This window comes from Poseidonocella pacifica, from assembly GCF_900111875.1.
Classification (GTDB): Bacteria; Pseudomonadota; Alphaproteobacteria; order Rhodobacterales; family Rhodobacteraceae; genus Poseidonocella; species Poseidonocella pacifica.
Genome location: NZ_FOJU01000002.1, coordinates 483,498 through 499,376, shown reverse-complemented (window position 1 = coordinate 499,376; position 15,879 = coordinate 483,498). Strand labels below are relative to the sequence as shown.

The 15,879-nt window shown below is 63.2% G+C and carries 15 protein-coding genes; 5 read left to right on the top strand and 10 right to left on the bottom strand.

The window, feature by feature from the left end:
* The first annotated feature begins 4 nt into the window (after window positions 1–4).
* From ybgF to ftsH, 3 genes are all read left to right on the top strand, one after another.
* Window positions 5–829 (top strand): tol-pal system protein YbgF, encoded by an 825-nt coding sequence (gene ybgF, locus BM234_RS07525; protein ID WP_092062611.1) that lies wholly within the window; start codon window positions 5–7, stop codon window positions 827–829.
* Complete coding sequence (gene tilS / locus BM234_RS07520; RefSeq protein WP_092062608.1) at window positions 826–2,058, top strand: tRNA lysidine(34) synthetase TilS; 1,233 nt, start codon at window positions 826–828, stop codon at window positions 2,056–2,058. The genes ybgF and tilS overlap by 4 nt, the downstream gene beginning before the upstream one ends.
* Before the next feature lie 80 nt (window positions 2,059–2,138).
* The gene (gene ftsH, locus BM234_RS07515) at window positions 2,139–4,055 is read left to right on the top strand and encodes an ATP-dependent zinc metalloprotease FtsH (protein WP_092063295.1); all 1,917 of its coding nucleotides are present in this window, start codon (window positions 2,139–2,141) and stop codon (window positions 4,053–4,055) included.
* Between the two features lie 63 nt (window positions 4,056–4,118).
* On the opposite strand, the gene BM234_RS07510 is transcribed toward ftsH, so the two are convergent.
* Complete coding sequence (locus BM234_RS07510; RefSeq protein WP_092062605.1) at window positions 4,119–5,267, bottom strand: alkane 1-monooxygenase; 1,149 nt, start codon at window positions 5,265–5,267, stop codon at window positions 4,119–4,121.
* A gap of 32 nt (window positions 5,268–5,299) precedes the next feature.
* Window positions 5,300–6,355, bottom strand: coding sequence for an A/G-specific adenine glycosylase (locus BM234_RS07505; protein ID WP_092062602.1), 1,056 nt, complete (start codon window positions 6,353–6,355; stop codon window positions 5,300–5,302).
* A gap of 81 nt (window positions 6,356–6,436) precedes the next feature.
* Here BM234_RS07505 and BM234_RS07500 point away from each other — a divergent pair, with 81 nt between their 5' ends.
* Both BM234_RS07500 and BM234_RS07495 read left to right on the top strand, forming a co-directional pair.
* Entirely contained in the window at window positions 6,437–6,940 is a 504-nt protein-coding gene (locus BM234_RS07500) for a DUF721 domain-containing protein (RefSeq protein WP_092062600.1), read from the top strand.
* A 15-nt stretch (window positions 6,941–6,955) separates the two neighbouring features.
* Window positions 6,956–7,630, top strand: coding sequence for a DsbA family protein (locus BM234_RS07495; protein WP_092062598.1), 675 nt, complete (start codon window positions 6,956–6,958; stop codon window positions 7,628–7,630).
* Window positions 7,631–7,632: 2 nt separating this feature from the next.
* On the opposite strand, the gene lpxK is transcribed toward BM234_RS07495, so the two are convergent.
* From lpxK to BM234_RS07455, 8 genes are all read right to left on the bottom strand, one after another.
* Window positions 7,633–8,616, bottom strand: coding sequence for a tetraacyldisaccharide 4'-kinase (lpxK, locus tag BM234_RS07490; RefSeq protein ID WP_092062595.1), 984 nt, complete (start codon window positions 8,614–8,616; stop codon window positions 7,633–7,635).
* Window positions 8,616–9,773 carry a 3-deoxy-D-manno-octulosonic acid transferase gene (locus BM234_RS07485; protein ID WP_092062592.1) on the bottom strand — a complete coding sequence of 386 codons (1,158 nt, stop codon included), beginning with the start codon at window positions 9,771–9,773 and terminating at the stop codon, window positions 8,616–8,618. Before BM234_RS07485 ends, lpxK begins: the two co-directional genes overlap by 1 nt.
* 4 nt (window positions 9,774–9,777) lie before the next feature.
* Window positions 9,778–10,020, bottom strand: coding sequence for a DUF4170 domain-containing protein (locus tag BM234_RS07480; protein WP_092062589.1), 243 nt, complete (start codon window positions 10,018–10,020; stop codon window positions 9,778–9,780).
* Window positions 10,021–10,079: 59 nt separating this feature from the next.
* Window positions 10,080–10,862: an inositol monophosphatase family protein gene (locus BM234_RS07475; protein WP_281247938.1), complete on the bottom strand. Its 783-nt coding sequence runs from the start codon at window positions 10,860–10,862 to the stop codon at window positions 10,080–10,082.
* Complete coding sequence (locus BM234_RS07470) at window positions 10,855–12,201, bottom strand: TldD/PmbA family protein (RefSeq protein WP_092062587.1); 1,347 nt, start codon at window positions 12,199–12,201, stop codon at window positions 10,855–10,857. Before BM234_RS07470 ends, BM234_RS07475 begins: the two co-directional genes overlap by 8 nt.
* 174 nt (window positions 12,202–12,375) lie before the next feature.
* Window positions 12,376–13,674, bottom strand: coding sequence for a xylose isomerase (gene xylA, locus BM234_RS07465; protein WP_092062584.1), 1,299 nt, complete (start codon window positions 13,672–13,674; stop codon window positions 12,376–12,378).
* Window positions 13,671–15,110, bottom strand: coding sequence for a xylulokinase (gene xylB / locus BM234_RS07460; RefSeq protein WP_092062581.1), 1,440 nt, complete (start codon window positions 15,108–15,110; stop codon window positions 13,671–13,673). Before xylB ends, xylA begins: the two co-directional genes overlap by 4 nt.
* Window positions 15,110–15,877, bottom strand: a complete 768-nt coding sequence (locus BM234_RS07455) for an ATP-binding cassette domain-containing protein (protein ID WP_092062578.1) — start codon at window positions 15,875–15,877, stop codon at window positions 15,110–15,112. Before BM234_RS07455 ends, xylB begins: the two co-directional genes overlap by 1 nt.
* Between the last annotated feature and the right edge of the window lie 2 nt (window positions 15,878–15,879).

Below are 15,879 nucleotides of genomic sequence, written 5' to 3'. Positions count from 1 at the left end.
GGGGATGAGACGGTTCATCGCGTTGATCGCTCTGCTGTTGCTGCCGATGGCGGCAACGGCGCAAGATCAGGATCAGACGCTTGCCGATATCCGGCAAGAGCTGTCTGTTCTCTATCACGACATTCAGCGCCTCAAACGAGAGTTGAGCACGACGGGCGCGCCAATTGGCGGCGGTGCGAGTGGGGATTTGTTGACCCGGGTCGATACGATCGAGGCCGCGCTACAGGATCTGACCTCCCGCACCGAAGCGGTGCAGCACCGGGTGGATTCGGTGGTGCGCGACGGGACGACCCGTATCGGGGATCTGGAGTTCCGCCTCTGTGAGTTGGAATTCGGCTGCGATGTCGGGAGCCTCGGGGATACGCCGTCGCTGGGCGGCGTCGATGTCGCAAGCCCTGCGCCGACTGCCCCTCCGGAGCCGCAAGTCGGCGACGGTGGAGAGCTTGCTCTGGCCGAACGCGCAGATTTCGAGCGCGCGCAGGCGTCGCTTGATGCGGGGGACTTTGCCGCAGCCGCCGCGGGGTTTGCCGCCTTCAACGAGACCTACCCCGGCAGCCCGCTTGCCGCCCAAGCCATGTTTGGCCGAGGCTCCGCTCTCGAACAGCAGGGCGACATGCAGGCGGCCGCCCGATCCTACCTAGACGCATTCTCCACCTCTCCGGATGGGGCGCAGGCCCCGCGCGCGCTCTTGCGTCTTGGCGTCGCGCTTGATGCGCTGGGGCAGCGGACCGAAGCCTGCATGACATTGGGCGAGGTCGAAACCCGGTTTCCGGGCGCCGAACCGGCAACCACGGCCCGTCAGGAGATGGTACGGCTCGGCTGTTCATGACGGAAGCGCCGGAGCGCGCTTTCACGCGCGCAATGGAGGCCGAATTCCCCGTTGCGCCGCAGCGCTTGGCGCTGGCCGTCTCTGGCGGCGGGGATTCCATGGCCCTGATGGCGCTGGCGCAGGATTGGGCGAAGCAGTCAGGCACTCAACTAGAGGTCCTCACGGTTGACCATCGTCTTCGCACGGGGGCAGCGCTGGAAATCGCCTTGGTGGAGAGGTTCTGCCAAGCGGCTCAGATCCCGCATCGGACACTTGTCTGGACCGGGTGGGATCATCGGGGAAACCTTCAGGATCAGGCTCGCCGCGCACGATACACGCTTCTGAGCGGGGCCGCGCAGGGGTGTGACGCGATCCTGCTCGGCCATACAAAGGACGATCTGGCAGAGACGTTTCTCATGCGCTTGGCGAGAGGCGCCGGCAGCGATGGACTTCGGGCCATGAGGGCGAGTTTTGAGCGGGACGGCACCCGTTTTCTGCGTCCGCTCCTGAGTGTATCGCGTGAGAGCTTGCGCCAGTTGTTGCGCACCCGTGGCATCGACTGGATCGATGATCCGAGCAACGACGATCCCCGGTTTGAACGCGTGCGTGCACGAAAGGCGCTCGCCGCGATGACGGAATTGGGCTTCGGCGCCGATGGGATCGCGATCTCCGCTCACCATCTTGCAGCGGAAAATGCCGCTCTGCGGCGAGAGGCTTTTACCGTGCTCACCAATACTGTCGAACAGGTGTGCGGTGCATTCCGGATCGCTCTCACAGCGCTCGCGGATCTTGAACCGGAACTGCGCCGTCGCGCCGTATTGGCCATGGTGCGTTCGCTTGGGGCGGAGGAGTATCCGCCCCGGGGGGATGCACTAGCTGAGTTTATTGCGGCGCTCGTGCGCGGCGAAACGCGAACCTTGGCCGGGTGCCTGTCCTATCGTCATCGCGACTGGTGCTGGTTGCAACGAGAGCCGGCATACCTCGGACCATCCGTTTCGGCGGGAGATATCTGGGACAATCGTTGGCGGTTCGCCCAAGTAGAGGGGGCGCGGACGAGAGAACTGGGCGAGGACGGGCTTGCGCAGTGCGGCGATTGGCGCAGCGTGGGCCTGCCGCGGCGGGTCTTGCTCGTCAGCCCGGCGCTTTTCAAAGGCGAGACCCTGCATGCGGCTCCTTTCGCGGGCCTTTCAGGTGACGTTGCGCTGGAATACCGGGGCAAACCCGTCCAATCGTTTCTAATGCCGCATTGAAGCTGCCCATATAATCTCTATGTTGGATGCATTGCCGGGACACGATGCGTCACCGGCCGGAGGTTATGGGAGACACCCCCTTGGGCAACGCGCGAAATATCGCATTCTGGGTCGTTCTGTTCTTGTTGATCCTGGCGCTTTTCAATCTGTTCAGCGGCGGCGGCACGACGATGCAGAGCCAGTCCATCAGCTATTCGGATTTTGTCCGGTCGGTGGAGAACAACGAAGTCAGTTCGGCCACATTGGACGGGGAGCGGGTTCGCTTCCGGGGAACCGATGGTCGCGACTATGTGACGATCAAACCCGAAGATGCGGAGATCACCAATCTGTTGATCGGAAACGATGTTCCGGTGACCGCAGAGAGTCAGGAGCAATCCGGGCTCCAGACGTTCCTTGTATCGCTGCTTCCCTTCCTGCTGCTGATCGGCGTGTGGATCTACTTCATGAACCGCATGCAGGGCCGCGGCGGCGGCGGGGCGATGGGCTTTGGCAAGTCGAAGGCCAAGATGCTGACCGAAAAGCAGGGCCGCGTGACCTTTGACGATGTGGCCGGTATCGACGAAGCCAAGGAAGAGCTTGAGGAAATCGTTGAATTCCTCCGCAATCCCCAGAAATTCAGCCGACTCGGCGGGAAAATTCCCAAGGGCGCGCTTCTGGTCGGTCCTCCGGGTACGGGTAAGACATTGCTCGCACGGGCCATCGCGGGCGAGGCTGGCGTTCCGTTCTTCACGATCTCCGGTTCCGATTTCGTTGAGATGTTCGTAGGCGTCGGCGCAAGCCGGGTGCGCGATATGTTCGAGCAAGCCAAGAAGAATGCGCCCTGTATCGTCTTCATCGACGAGATCGACGCCGTTGGCCGGCATCGTGGCGCAGGCTATGGCGGCGGCAACGATGAGCGCGAACAGACGTTGAACCAGCTTCTGGTGGAGATGGATGGGTTCGAAGCCAATGAGGGTGTCATCATTCTCGCGGCCACCAACCGTCGTGACGTTCTTGATCCGGCGCTTCTCCGGCCCGGCCGCTTTGACCGTCAGGTTACGGTGCCAAATCCCGACATCAAGGGCCGTGAGAAAATCCTCGCCGTTCATGCGCGCAAGACACCGCTCGGCCCGGACGTGGATCTGCGCATCATCGCGCGCGGCTCGCCCGGGTTCTCCGGCGCGGATCTGTCGAACCTCGTGAACGAAGCCGCCCTGATGGCCGCCCGCGTTGGCCGCCGGTTCGTCACGATGGAAGATTTCGAAAACGCCAAAGACAAGGTGATGATGGGGGCAGAGCGCCGTTCAATGGTGCTTACGCCTGATCAAAAGGAAAAGACCGCCTATCATGAGGCAGGTCACGCGATCGTCGGCCTTACGCTTCCGAAGTGCGATCCGGTCTACAAGGCCACGATCATCCCGCGCGGCGGGGCCCTTGGGATGGTGGTGTCGCTTCCTGAGATTGATCGCCTGAACTGGCACAAGTCGGAATGCGTGCAGAAGCTTGCCATGACCATGGCGGGCAAGGCTGCCGAGATCCAGAAATATGGGCAGGACGAAGTTTCGAATGGTCCCGCCGGTGACATCCAGCAGGCAAGTCAACTTGCCCGTGCCATGGTGCTGCGGTGGGGCATGTCCGACAAGGTCGGCAACATCGACTATGCAGAAGCTCATGAGGGCTATAGTGGTCAAACGCCCGGTTTCTCAGTTTCGGCCCACACCAAGGAATTAATCGAGGAAGAGGTCAAGCGCCTCATCCAAGAGGCATATGATACCGCCGCGGATATCCTGCGCGAACGTCATGATGAATGGGAACGACTGGCTCAAGGCCTGCTCGAGTATGAGACGCTGACGGGCGAAGAGATCAAGCGCGTGATCCGCGGCGAGCCACCGCAATCCGGGCCTGATCCCGACGACACCCCAGATACGGGCGGAGCGGCCAGTGTCACGGCGATCCCAAAGACCAAGCCGAGACGCCCCAAGGACGAAAACGGATTGGAGCCGGAACCAACCGCCTGATCCAAACGACGAGAATCAAAGCCCCGTGATCCAGCCGGATCGCGGGGCTTTTTCGTTTCCAGTCTACTTCGGCTGGGGCGTGGCGCCTCGGTTGTAGTCACTCCAATCAAGAATGTTCGGATAGTGCCGCTTCCGCCATGCCCGGACCCGTGGGTTCATCAAGCGCCGCCACAGTGGCGGGATCATCGCGGCCATGGTCATGAGGGGATATCCCGCAGGCAATTGCGGTGCGACGCTTTCATCTTGGATCTGAAGCAGGGGAAAGCGGCGATCAGGGCGGGTATGATGGTCCGAATGACGCTGAAGGTTGATGAGCAGCCAATTGGAGGCCTTCTGCGCGGCATTCCATGAATGTTGCGGCTTTACATGCTCATAGCGTCCGTCGCCAAGGTGCTCTCGGGTCAGTCCGTAATGTTCGATATAGTTGACGAGTTCGAGTTGCCAGATCGCGACGCCTGCCTGAAGCAGGAAAAGCCCGATACCAATCCAGCCGCCGAGCAATCCGGCCGTACAGAGCATTCCCGCCTGAAGCGCCCAGTACCGCCAGAATGGGTTCTCCCGCGCATACCAAGGGTTGCCCTTACGCGCCTGCATCGCGGCTTCGGCGTTGAACGCCGATCGCCAGCATTGCCACAGGACACGGGGGTAGAACCGGTGAAACCCCTCATTATAGCGCGCCGTGACGGGGTCACGCGGCGTTCCGACATAGCGGTGGTGCACCAGCAGGTGTTCGGAACGGAAATGCGAATAAAGGACCGACGCAAGCAGCACATCGGCAAGGAACCTTTCGGTCCTGTTGCGCTGGTGCAGGAGTTCATGCGCGTAGTTGATGCCCACAGTCCCGCTGATCACCCCCATGCCGAAGAAGAGCCCGACCTTTTCCCAGCCGCTCAGGTGCGCCGCGCCAGAAGCATAGGCGATAAGGCCAAAGAGCAGGGCGATCTGCACCGGCGGCCAGTAGAGGGTTATCCGCCGGTACCACAGAAGCTCATCGTCGCCCGTCGCGGGATCGGCATTCTCAAGGTTCAGCCCAGTCAAGGCATCGACCAGCGTGAAGAGATACCACGTCACCAAGGGCAACAGCAGGAGTGTCCATCCGCCAAACGCCGCCTCGATCAGCGCGACGGGCACGAGGGCGAAGGACAGCCAGAACGGCAACGCATGTCGCAGTGTGTTGAGTGGGCGGGGCTGGGGCGATGTCTGGGGTTTCATCGGTGCAGTCTACCGCGCAACATGGCGCTCGCTCAATCAGGCCGTTGCGTCCATGCGAGATCAAAGGCCTTGCGCATCACAGTGGGCAGGTCCGAAGAGCGAAACTCTCCTGCCTCCACGAATATCCCCCGTTCGGGCACCTGATCCACCGGAACCACTGCGGTGCGCAGGGCCAGTCGCAAGTGAAAATGCGTGAACGTATGGCGGGCCTCTGCCCCGACCTCTTGCCAATCGGCGTCGATCGGGGGGGCCGGTTCGGGTGCGTCGCCCCACTCGCTGCCGGGCCAGCCGAGCATCCCTCCGAGCAGGCCCCGGTCGGGCCGACGTTCGAGCAACCATGCTCCGTCCTCCCGGCGGGCGAGATACGCGATGCCAAGGCGCACGGGTTTGGGTTTCTTCGGGGTCTTGCGAGGCAGAGTGCTTGCCGTTCTCGCAAGGCGTGCCGCACAGCGCTCTTGCCATGGGCAGAGGATGCAGGACGGGTTGCGCGGGGTACAGACGGTTGCCCCAAGGTCCATGACCGCCTGCGCGTAGTCTCCGGGGCGTTCCTGCGGGGTCAATGCTTCGGCATAGCGAGTGAACACGGGCTTGGCCGCGGGCAGGGGGGTCGGGTCGTCATGCAGACGTGCCATGACGCGCTCGACGTTTCCATCCACCACAACGGCCGGGTAGTCGAACGCGATGGACGCGATCGCAGCCGCCGTATAAGGGCCGATGCCCGGCAGGGCGCGCAGGCTTTCCGGCGTCTGGGGGAAGGTGCCGCCATGGTCCGACGTCACGGCGCGGGCGCATTTCAACAGGTTTCGGGCACGGGCATAGTATCCAAGGCCCGCCCATTCCCCCATGACCTGCGCATCGGGAGCCGCCGCCAGATCTTCGACCCGGGGCCAGAGCGCGGTGAACCGTTCGAAATAGGACCGAACGGAGGCGACGGTTGTTTGCTGCAGCATGACTTCGGAGAGCCAGATTCGATAGGGATCGGGCCGGATGCCGGCCTTTCGCGCGGCCGGGCCCACCCGCCACGGAAGATCCCGCGCGTGGGCATCGTACCAGTCGAGCAGAATTTCGCTTGGCCCGCTGTCACGCAATCTTTATCCCTCCTCGGCATGGGGCGTTGGTATGTCCCCGTTTCCGTCACTAGAATAGGGTGACGAGAAGGGATGCAACAGATGCCCGAGCGGCGCAGCACGACATATGGTTTCCGGCGGACATCGACCCTTCTCGAAGGTCGTATCCGGCGTGCCTCTGAGTCGCGCGGCTTCGCGCAATCTCGATTGCTGACCCACTGGGCGGAAATCGTGGGCGATGACGCGGCGGCGATGTCGCGCCCGGTTGAGGTTTCCTTCGGGCGCAAGGGCTTTGGGGCCACGCTCACGCTTCTGACTACAGGGGCGAATGCGCCGCTGTTGGAGATGCAGAAGGAGCGTCTGCGCGAGAAGGTCAACGCATGTTACGGCTATAACGCCATCGCCCGTATTCGCATCACCCAGACGGCTGCGACAGGGTTTGCCGAGGGGCGTGCCCAGTTTGGCCGGGCCGCCGCACCGGCTGCACCAGCGCCCGATCCCGAGACGAGCCGGATGGCTCATGGTCTTGCGGAACCGATCACAGATGAGGGTTTGCGCCAAGCGCTGGAAACCCTCGCCACAAATGTTCTTACAAAGAAAACCTGACCCGAAAGGACAGTCATGTCGCGATCCCTTCTCATTTCCGTCATCGTAGCCGCGCTTGTGGCCTTCGGAGCCTTTTGGCTGACCTCGACCCCAAAGCAACTGTCCGGGCTTGAGGCCTATCAGCCCGGGGGCGCAAATGCGCAGGAAAGCCCCGCCGAAATCGCAGATGTCACAGAGATGCAGATCGGCAATCCGGACGCCGATGTAACCGTGATCGAATACGCGTCGTTCACGTGCCCCCATTGCGCGAACTTCCACGAGAACGTCTATCCGCAGTTGAAGGCCGACTACATTGACAGCGGCAAGATCAATTTCATCTATCGCGAAGTCTACTTCGACGCGCCCGGCCTCTGGGGGTCACTCGTCGCGCGCTGTGGTGGCGAAATGCGCTTCTTCGGGATCGCGGGAATGCTCTATGAGCGCCAGAAGGAATGGCTCGCATCCGGTGACCGTGCTGTGATTGAAACGGAACTCCGCAAGATCGGCAAAATCGCGGGTCTGTCCGATGATCAACTCAACGCCTGCCTGTCGGATGCGGATAACGCCACGAACATGGTGGCATGGTTTCAAGCTAATTCGCAGGAGCACAACATCCGCTCCACGCCGTCTTTCGTAGTCAACGGCAAAACCTATCAGAACATGCCGTACGCCGAGTTCCGTGAGTTGCTTGACGACGAGCTGGGCGAATAAGTTCAGAACAACCTATCGAGGGCGGCGCGCAACGGTGCGGCGTCCTCGATCACAAGACGAACCGGCAGGGTCAGCACGTCGCGTCGCAGGTCCTGAGGAAGTCGGACGGCATCCTTTTCCGTGGTCACCAATTGCGCGCCAAGTTGGCGGGCTTCGGTTTGCAGGCGGGCCAGAAGCGCGCCGCTGAGCGGTTGGTGATCATCAAGAGCCTCAGTCCGGAGGAGGTTCGCGCCGAGATCGCGTAGGGTCGCAAAGAATTTCTCCGGATGGCCAATGCCTGCAAAGGCCAACACGGGCGTTCCGGCCCAATCCATTCCCGTTTCAAGGGGCTGCAATTCCCCGCGTAGACGAGCGCAGGGGATCTGCGAGGCCCACCGCGTGTCGAACGTGAGTTGCGCCGCTGGTTTGCCGATCGACAGGACAAGATCGGCGCGAGGAAGCCCTTGGGCAACAGACTCCCGCAAGGGCCCCGCAGGCAGGCACAATCCATTGCCGAAGCCGTGGCTAGCATCCACCACCACGATCGAGAGGTCTTTGACGAGGGCCGGGTTCTGGAAACCATCGTCGAGCAGGATCGCGCCAGCCCCCGCCGACTGCGCGGCGCGCGCCCCCGCGGCGCGATCACGCGACACCCATACAGGGCCAAAAGCCGCGAGCAGAAGCGGTTCATCCCCGACATCCTCCGCGGTGTGCCGAAGGGGATCAACACGTATAGGGCCTTCCAGCCGTCCTCCATAGCCGCGCGACACTACATGGGGCGCGCGGTCCGCGAGCATCTGTTGCAGCGCGATGACCGTGGGCGTTTTTCCGGTGCCGCCAGCGTTGAGATTGCCGACGCAGATCACCGGCACTCCCACCCGTTCACCGGATGTCGAGGCGAGACGCCGCGCCGTCGCCGCCCCGTAGAGCCTGCCCAGCGGGGAAAGAAGCCGTGCGGCCAGACCAGGGCGATCGGGCGGACGTTGCCAAAATGCAGGTGGGTGCATCAGATCGCTCCGGTTTCTTCGAGGAATTCTGTTACCAGCGAGACGACGCGATCGGTGGTTTCGGCGCCCTCGCTCGCAACTTCCCACGCGGCATGAGCCTGCGCAGCGGCGAGGTCCGGGGCCAACAGGCGCTGCAGCCCTTGGGCGAGGCTGGAGGCATCCTTGACGATCCGCGCGGCGCCCGCGTTGGCGAGGCGGGAATAGCTCTTGAGATGCTGTCCGACGTTCGGACCATAGAGAATGGCGGAGCCGAGGGCAGCGGCCTGAAACGGATCACATCCGCCGGCCCCGTTGACGAGGGAAGAACCGAGAAAACTCACCGGGGCGAGGCGGAACCAAAGGCCAAGTTCCGCGCAGCCTTCGACCACATAAACCTGGGTAATTTCCTCAATGGCGTCATCGCGGGCGCGTTCAGCAACAGACCATCCTTCGTCGCGCAGCCGTTCGGCAAGGGGGGCCGCCGCGTTGCCTTCGGCAGGCCCTAGTATCATCAGAAGGCGGTGAGAGCCGCGAATGGCAATGCGGTGCGCGCCGACCACGGCGGGCGCCTCTTCGGGCTGCACCTGCGCAGCCAGCCAGACCGGGCGGGCGCCAATCTCTGCCGAAAGCGCCTCGAGCCGGGCAATGCGGCAGGGAAGGGCGACGGAGCCTTCGCGAAGCATCCCCGAAAGTTCGATGCGTCCGGCCTCCAGCCCCAGCCGTACGAGCCGCGCCTGTACCTCCCGGTCGGAGCAGAGGATTCGGCGAACATGGGTAAAAGCAGTTTTTCCACGCCCGGGAAACCAGAGCGGGCGATCCTGATCCACTTTGTCCGCATCCGCGTTGATCATGATGCAGGGGACCGTGGGACTGCGCCCCTCGCCGAGCGTGCGAAGACCGCGCAGAGTTCCCGCCCAGAGACATAGATCGGGTACGGTGCGCAGCGCCAGATCGCGCGGTGTCTCAACCTCGAGCGGGGCAAGCGCGGTATTCTCGTGTTTGGGAAGCTCGGGAAGCGAGAGTGCGGCGGGGTAGGAAAGCAAAAGCTGGATAGCGGGGTTCACCGCATCCAGCTTCCACCCCAGACGCAGGAGCGACTGGGCGGTATCGGTATCTTCCGCATGGGCCCAGACCAGCGGCCCGGACCCGGTCCGCGCCTCCGGTCCGGGAAGTGACAAAGCCTCAGCCCAGTTCTTCGGTGGGGGAGGCCGCCAGTTCTTCGTCGCGCAGCCTGTGCAGGTGAGCGATGAAATAGCGCATGTGGGCGTTGTCTACCGTGCGCTGTGCCTCGGCCTTCCATGCGTTGAAGGCGGTGGCATAGTCCGGATAGATGCCGACGATGTGAATGTCCTCGACGTTCTTGAAGGCATTCTTGGTCGGGTCGACGAGTTCGCCGCCAAAAACGAGATGCAGGCGTTGGGGCATGGCGCAGAATTCCTTTTTGATCGGGAGCCGCGTGCAGCCTAGCGGGCGCGGCGAGGGGGTCAAGGTAGAGGGCGGGGTGCCGAGGCCGCCTGAAGCGCGGCATGAAGTCGGGGTGGCCCGGCGATCAGGCCATTCACCTGTGCCGCCGGATTGTTGAAGATGAGGGCGCGACCTTCGCGATCTGTCACTTGCGCGCCTGCTTCGGTCAGGATGAGCGTACCGGCGGCAATGTCCCATTCCCAAGCCGGGCGGAAGGTAAATGTCGCATCAAAGCGTCCCTCGGCCACGGCGCACAAGCGATAGGCAAGCGACGGACGCGATTGCGCATTCATGCGCGGCACCCCGCCGGGCCAGAAGTCGGGGGAGAGATTCGGCCGGGTGGCCAGCACCTCCGCGCCCTCAAGCCCCTCCCGGCGGCTCACCTTGATTGGCAGGTCATTCTTGGTCGCGCCCTCACCAACGGCGGAGGCAAAGAGTTCGTCTCTCAGGGGCATGTAAACCGCGGCCGCGATGACCTGACCGTTTTCCACCACGGCAAGCGCATGGCCCCATGTCTTCTGTCCTGCGATAAAGCTGCGGGTACCGTCGATCGGATCGACGATGAAGGTACGGGGAGCAGCGCGGCGGGTGGGATCCTCCGGCGATTCCTCGGAGAGCCAGCCATAGTGGGGCCGTGCCGAGCAGAGAATTTCCTGCAACGCGAAATTGACCGCGTGATCCGCAGCCGTCACGGGACCAGCACCGCCGGGCTTTTCGACCACGTCCAGTGCGCCACCGAAATGCATCGTGGCAATCCGGCCCGCTTCGCGCGCGGCCTCGGTGAGAAGCTCGAGATCAGTCACCGGCGAGCGTCAATCCCTCGACCCGCAAGGACGGGATCACACGGGAAACCCAAGTTCGCGCGTCGTTCGCGGGGACAATGGTGCGCAGCATGTCTCGCAGATTGCCGGCAATCGTCACGCCGCTCACAGGATACGCCGGTTCGCCGTTCTCGATCCATAGCCCGGCAGCCCCGCGTGAGTAATCGCCGGTGTTGGGGTTGATCGTGGCGCCGATCATCGACGTGACCAGAAGGCCGGTTCCCATTTCGGCCATGAGATCAGCGCGGGATTTCTCCCCTTGGGTCAGTTCGATGTTCCAGTTGCTGGGCGAGGGTGATGAAGAGGGGCCGCGCGCGGCGTTTGCGGTGCTTTTCAGCCCGAGTTTGCGCGCTGTTGCAAGATCGAGCGTCCATCCCTGCAGGATACCGTTTTCTACCAGTGTCCGCCGGGCCGTCGGCAGGCCCTCCGCGTCAAAAGGCCGGGATCCGGTCACCCGAGGGCGATGCGGATCCTCGACAATCGACAGGGCCTCTGGCAGCACCTGCTCTCCCATGGCATCGCGAAGCCACGACGCCCCGCGCGCCACCGCCGATCCGTTGATCGCGCCCAGCAAGTGTCCGATAAGCGATCCGGAGACCCGCTCGTCAAAGAGAACCGCATAGGCCCCCGTCTTGGGGCGGCGCGGGTTCAGGCGTTCCAAGGTGCGCCGCGCGGCCAGATCGCCGATCTCTTCGGGGCTGCGCAAATCGGCCTGAAAGATGCGGACATCGCCGTCGTAATCCCGCTCCATGCCGGCGCCTTCTCCGGCGATGGCAACGCAAGAAATACCCCGGTCCGTGCGGGCGTAGCCGCCGCGGAAGCCATTCGAGGCAGCCAGATGGACCCGCCGCGCGCCGTATCCCGCGCTGGTTTGCTGCACCTGAGCGATACCCTCGTGGGCGAGCGCCGCGGCTTCTGCGCGCCGGGCATCCTCCTGCAAAGTGGCGGGATCGGGTTCTGCTGCGGGATCCGCCATCTGCAGAGCCTCCTCGTCCCACGCCGTAGCGAGTTGGTCGGGGGAGGCCAGACCGGAATTGGGATCTTCGGGGGCCTCGCGCGCCATGGCCACCGCCCGCGCGGCCATCTCGGAGATGGTGCGCTCCGAGGTGTCGGAGGCGGAAACTGTAGCCTGCTTTTGTCCGAGAAAGACGCGCAGGCCGATATCTGTTCCTTCGGAACGTTCCGCCTGTTCGAGCGTACCGGCACGGACGTCGATAGACAGGGATGTGCCCTCGATCGCAATGGCATCGGCGGCATCCGCTCCCGCCTTGCGCGCGGCATCAAGCAACATTTGGGTGAGGCGGTCGGGGCTCTGGGTCATGCGCGCTCCTGAACGTGACCCCCCCGAGGTAGAGCCAAGAACGCCGCTGTGCAAGGGCCGGGGCTTCGCTATGCGACCCGGCAAAGGGGCGTTCCCAAGATCAAGTCGCCCGATGGGTTCCCGCCTTGGTCAGTGCAAAGGCGGGGCACACGCGCGGCGCGCCCCGCCACCGGATCAAACGAACCGGTTGATGTAGTTTTCGAGCCGCTCCTGGCGTCCGGAGCGTGGCAGGGGGTTGATCCCTTCTTTCAAAACGCGGTCCGCGATCGCACTCAGATCGCTGTCCAGAAGCGCCTTGCCTTCGGGTGTTTCCCAGCCTGCGTAGCGTTCGGCACGCGCCGCTTCGAGCCCGCCGTCCTCGATCATCGCTGCCGCCGCCTTGAGGCCGCGTGCGCAGACGTCCATTGCCCCGACATGCGCAGCGATCAGGTCCTGCGGGTCGAGCGATTGCCGGCGCAGCTTGGAGTCGAAGTTTGTGCCGCCAGTGACGAAACCGCCCGCCTTGAGGATTTCATAATACGCAAGCGCGACTTCGGGCACGTTGTTCGGGAACTGGTCGGTATCCCAGCCGGACTGATAGTCGTTGCGGTTCATGTCGATGGAGCCGAGAATGCCAAGCGCACCGGCGGTGGCGATTTCATGCTCGAAGCTGTGCCCCGCAAGGATCGCGTGTCCCTGCTCGATATTGACCTGAATGTCCTTCTCAAGGCCAAAGCGCTGGAGCGTGCCAAAGACGGTGGCGACGTCATAGTCGTACTGATGCTTTGTCGGTTCCTGCGGCTTGGGCTCGATCAGGATGCCCCCCTTGTAGCCGATCTTGTGCTTGTACTCGACGACCATGGAGAGAAAGCGCCCCATCTGCTCGGATTCGCGGCCAAGATCCGTATTGAGCAGCGTCTCATAGCCCTCGCGCCCGCCCCAAAGCAGATAGTTTTCCCCGCCCAGCTTGTGCGTCGCGTCCATGCAGGTTTTGACGGTCGCGGCGGAGAAGGCAAAGACATCCGGGTCGGGGTTCGTGGACGCGCCCGACATGAACCGGCGGTGGGAAAAGAGGTTCGCCGTGCCCCAAAGAAGCTTTGGCCCGCCAGCAGCCATCTTTTCACCGAGATAGTCCACGATCTCTTCGAGGTTGCGGGTGTTCTCCGCGAAACTGTCGCCTTCGGGGCGGATGTCGACATCGTGAAAGCAATAGAAGGGCTGGCCGAGCAGCGCGAACATCTCGAAGGCCACATCCGCCTTCATCTTGGCGAGGTCCATTTCGTTGCCGAACCACGGCCGATCAAAGGTGCGTCCGCCAAAGGGGTCGCCGCCCTCCCACACGAAGCTGTGCCACCATGCGACGGCAAAGCGCAAATGATCCTCCAGGCGTTTCCCCATGACCATCTCATCGGGGTCATAGTGCCGATAGGCGAGGTCGGACTGGGCGGCGGGGTCGAATTTGATCGGCTCGATGCCGGAAAAGAAATCGGTCATGTCAGGTCCTTGAGAGCTTGGTAGGTATCTCGGTAGCGGGCATGTGCCGCCATGAAGTCGTCATGGAGTTCGGGCTGCGGCGCGACAACGCGCGCGATGTCCGGTCGGGTGGCGATGTCGGGCCCGCCGTCGCCAGCGGCCATCATCGCAAGCCGCGCGGCACCAAAGGCCGCGCCGAAATCGCCCTCCGCAGGCACCTGGATGGGGAGATCCAGCACGGTGGCGATGAGGCGAAGCCAGTAGTTCGACCGGCTTCCACCGCCCACGGCGATCAGTGTGTCGATCTCCGTTCCCGTTGCGCGAAGCGCGTCGAAGCTATCGCGCACCGCGTAGGCCACGCCCTCCATGACGGCGCGGGTGCCTGCGGGGCGGTCGGTGGCGTGTTCGATGCCTGTCAGCGCCCCGCGTATACGGGCATCGTTGTGGGGGGTGCGTTCGCCACCGAGATAGGGAAGAAAGAGGGCGGATCCGGGGCCGGTCAAGTCGCCGAGTTCCCCCGACAGGGTCGCGGCATCGGTCCCGGTCAGCCCGGCGTACCAATTAAGAGAGTCCGTGGCCGACAGGATTACCCCCATCTGATGCCACGTATCCGGCAGCGCATGACAGAAGGTATGCACCGCGCTTGCGGCATCCGGGCGGTAGGCTTCACAGGCGGCGAAAAGCACGCCCGATGTGCCGAGCGAGACGAAAGCTTCGCCCGGACGGACCACGCCGACACCCACCGCGGAGGCGGCATTGTCACCCCCGCCGCCCGCGACGATTACGTTTGACCCGAATCCCCAGCGGCTTTGCAATTCCGCCCGAAGTGTACCGGAGGGGGCGGAACCTTCGACAAGCCTCGGCATTGCCGAGCGCGACAGTCCGGTTTCCGCGAGCAATGTATCGGACCAGTCCCGCGCGCCGGTGTCGAGCCAACTGGTCCCCGCAGCATCCGACATTTCGGAGACGGCCTCACCAGTCAGCCAAAGACGCAGGTAGTCTTTTGGAAGCAAAACCTTGTCGATCTGCGCGTAGATGTCCGGCTCTTGCGCCCGAACCCAAGCGATTTTCGGGGCGGTGAAACCGGGGAAGACGATGTTCCCCGTAATCTCGCGCCACTTGGGGTCGGCATCCATCTGTGCCGCTTGGGCGTACGCGCGCGTGTCGTTCCACAAGATGCAGGGACGCAGCACATTGCCGGAGGCATCCAGCAGGGTTGCCCCGTGCATATGCCCCGAGAGGCCAATGGCGCGCACCGACGCCATGTCGCACTCCGCCGCGATGGCATCGATCACGTTGCCGGCGGCCGACAGCCAATCCGCAGGGACCTGCTCCGACCACCCGGAATGCGGGCGGGACACGGACAGCGGGGTCGTGGCCTCGGCAACAATGCGCTGCGCATCGTCGATAAGGACGCCCTTCAGCCCGGAAGTGCCGAGATCAAGACCGAGATACATCAGGCAGCCTTTTCCGGCTGTTTGCCGAGGATGATCATCCCGAGCAGGTCGTCCTCGGTCACGTCATCGACATCCACGGTTCCCACAAGCTTGCCGTTCTTCATCACGGACGCCCGATCGCAAAGTGTCTTTACCTGATGGATGTCGTGATCGATCAGGAAGATCCCGAGACCCTGCCGTTTCAACTCATCGATAAGCTCCGCAACCATACGGGTTTCTTCGACCCCGAGCGCTGCGGTTGGCTCATCCATGATCAAGATGCGCGCATTGAAGTAGACCGCGCGGGAGATCGCGACGGACTGACGCTGCCCACCCGAAAGAGCGGAAACAGGGGCATTGAACTTGCGGAAGTTGGGGTTGAGACGCCCCATGATCTTGCGCGTCTCGGCTTCCATCCGGGCATCATCCACCAGCCCGATGCCGCTGGTGATCTCCCGCCCGAGGAACAGGTTGGAGGCCGCGTCCAGATTGTCGGCAAGCGCGAGAGTCTGATAGATCGTCTCGATGTTATGATCCCGCGCATCCCGTGGGTTGCGGATCGACACCTTCTTGCCATCCACGAAAACTTCCCCGGAATCGGCCTGATAGGCGCCCGAGAGGCACTTGATCAGGGTCGATTTGCCGGCTCCGTTGTGGCCCAGAAGCCCGACGACCTCACCGGGATAGAGATCCACGGAGACGTCATCCACGGCATGAACGCCGCCAAACGCGATGGAGATGTTGCGAAGTTCGACGAGCGGGGTGCCCGAGCGGTCAACTTTGGCCATGG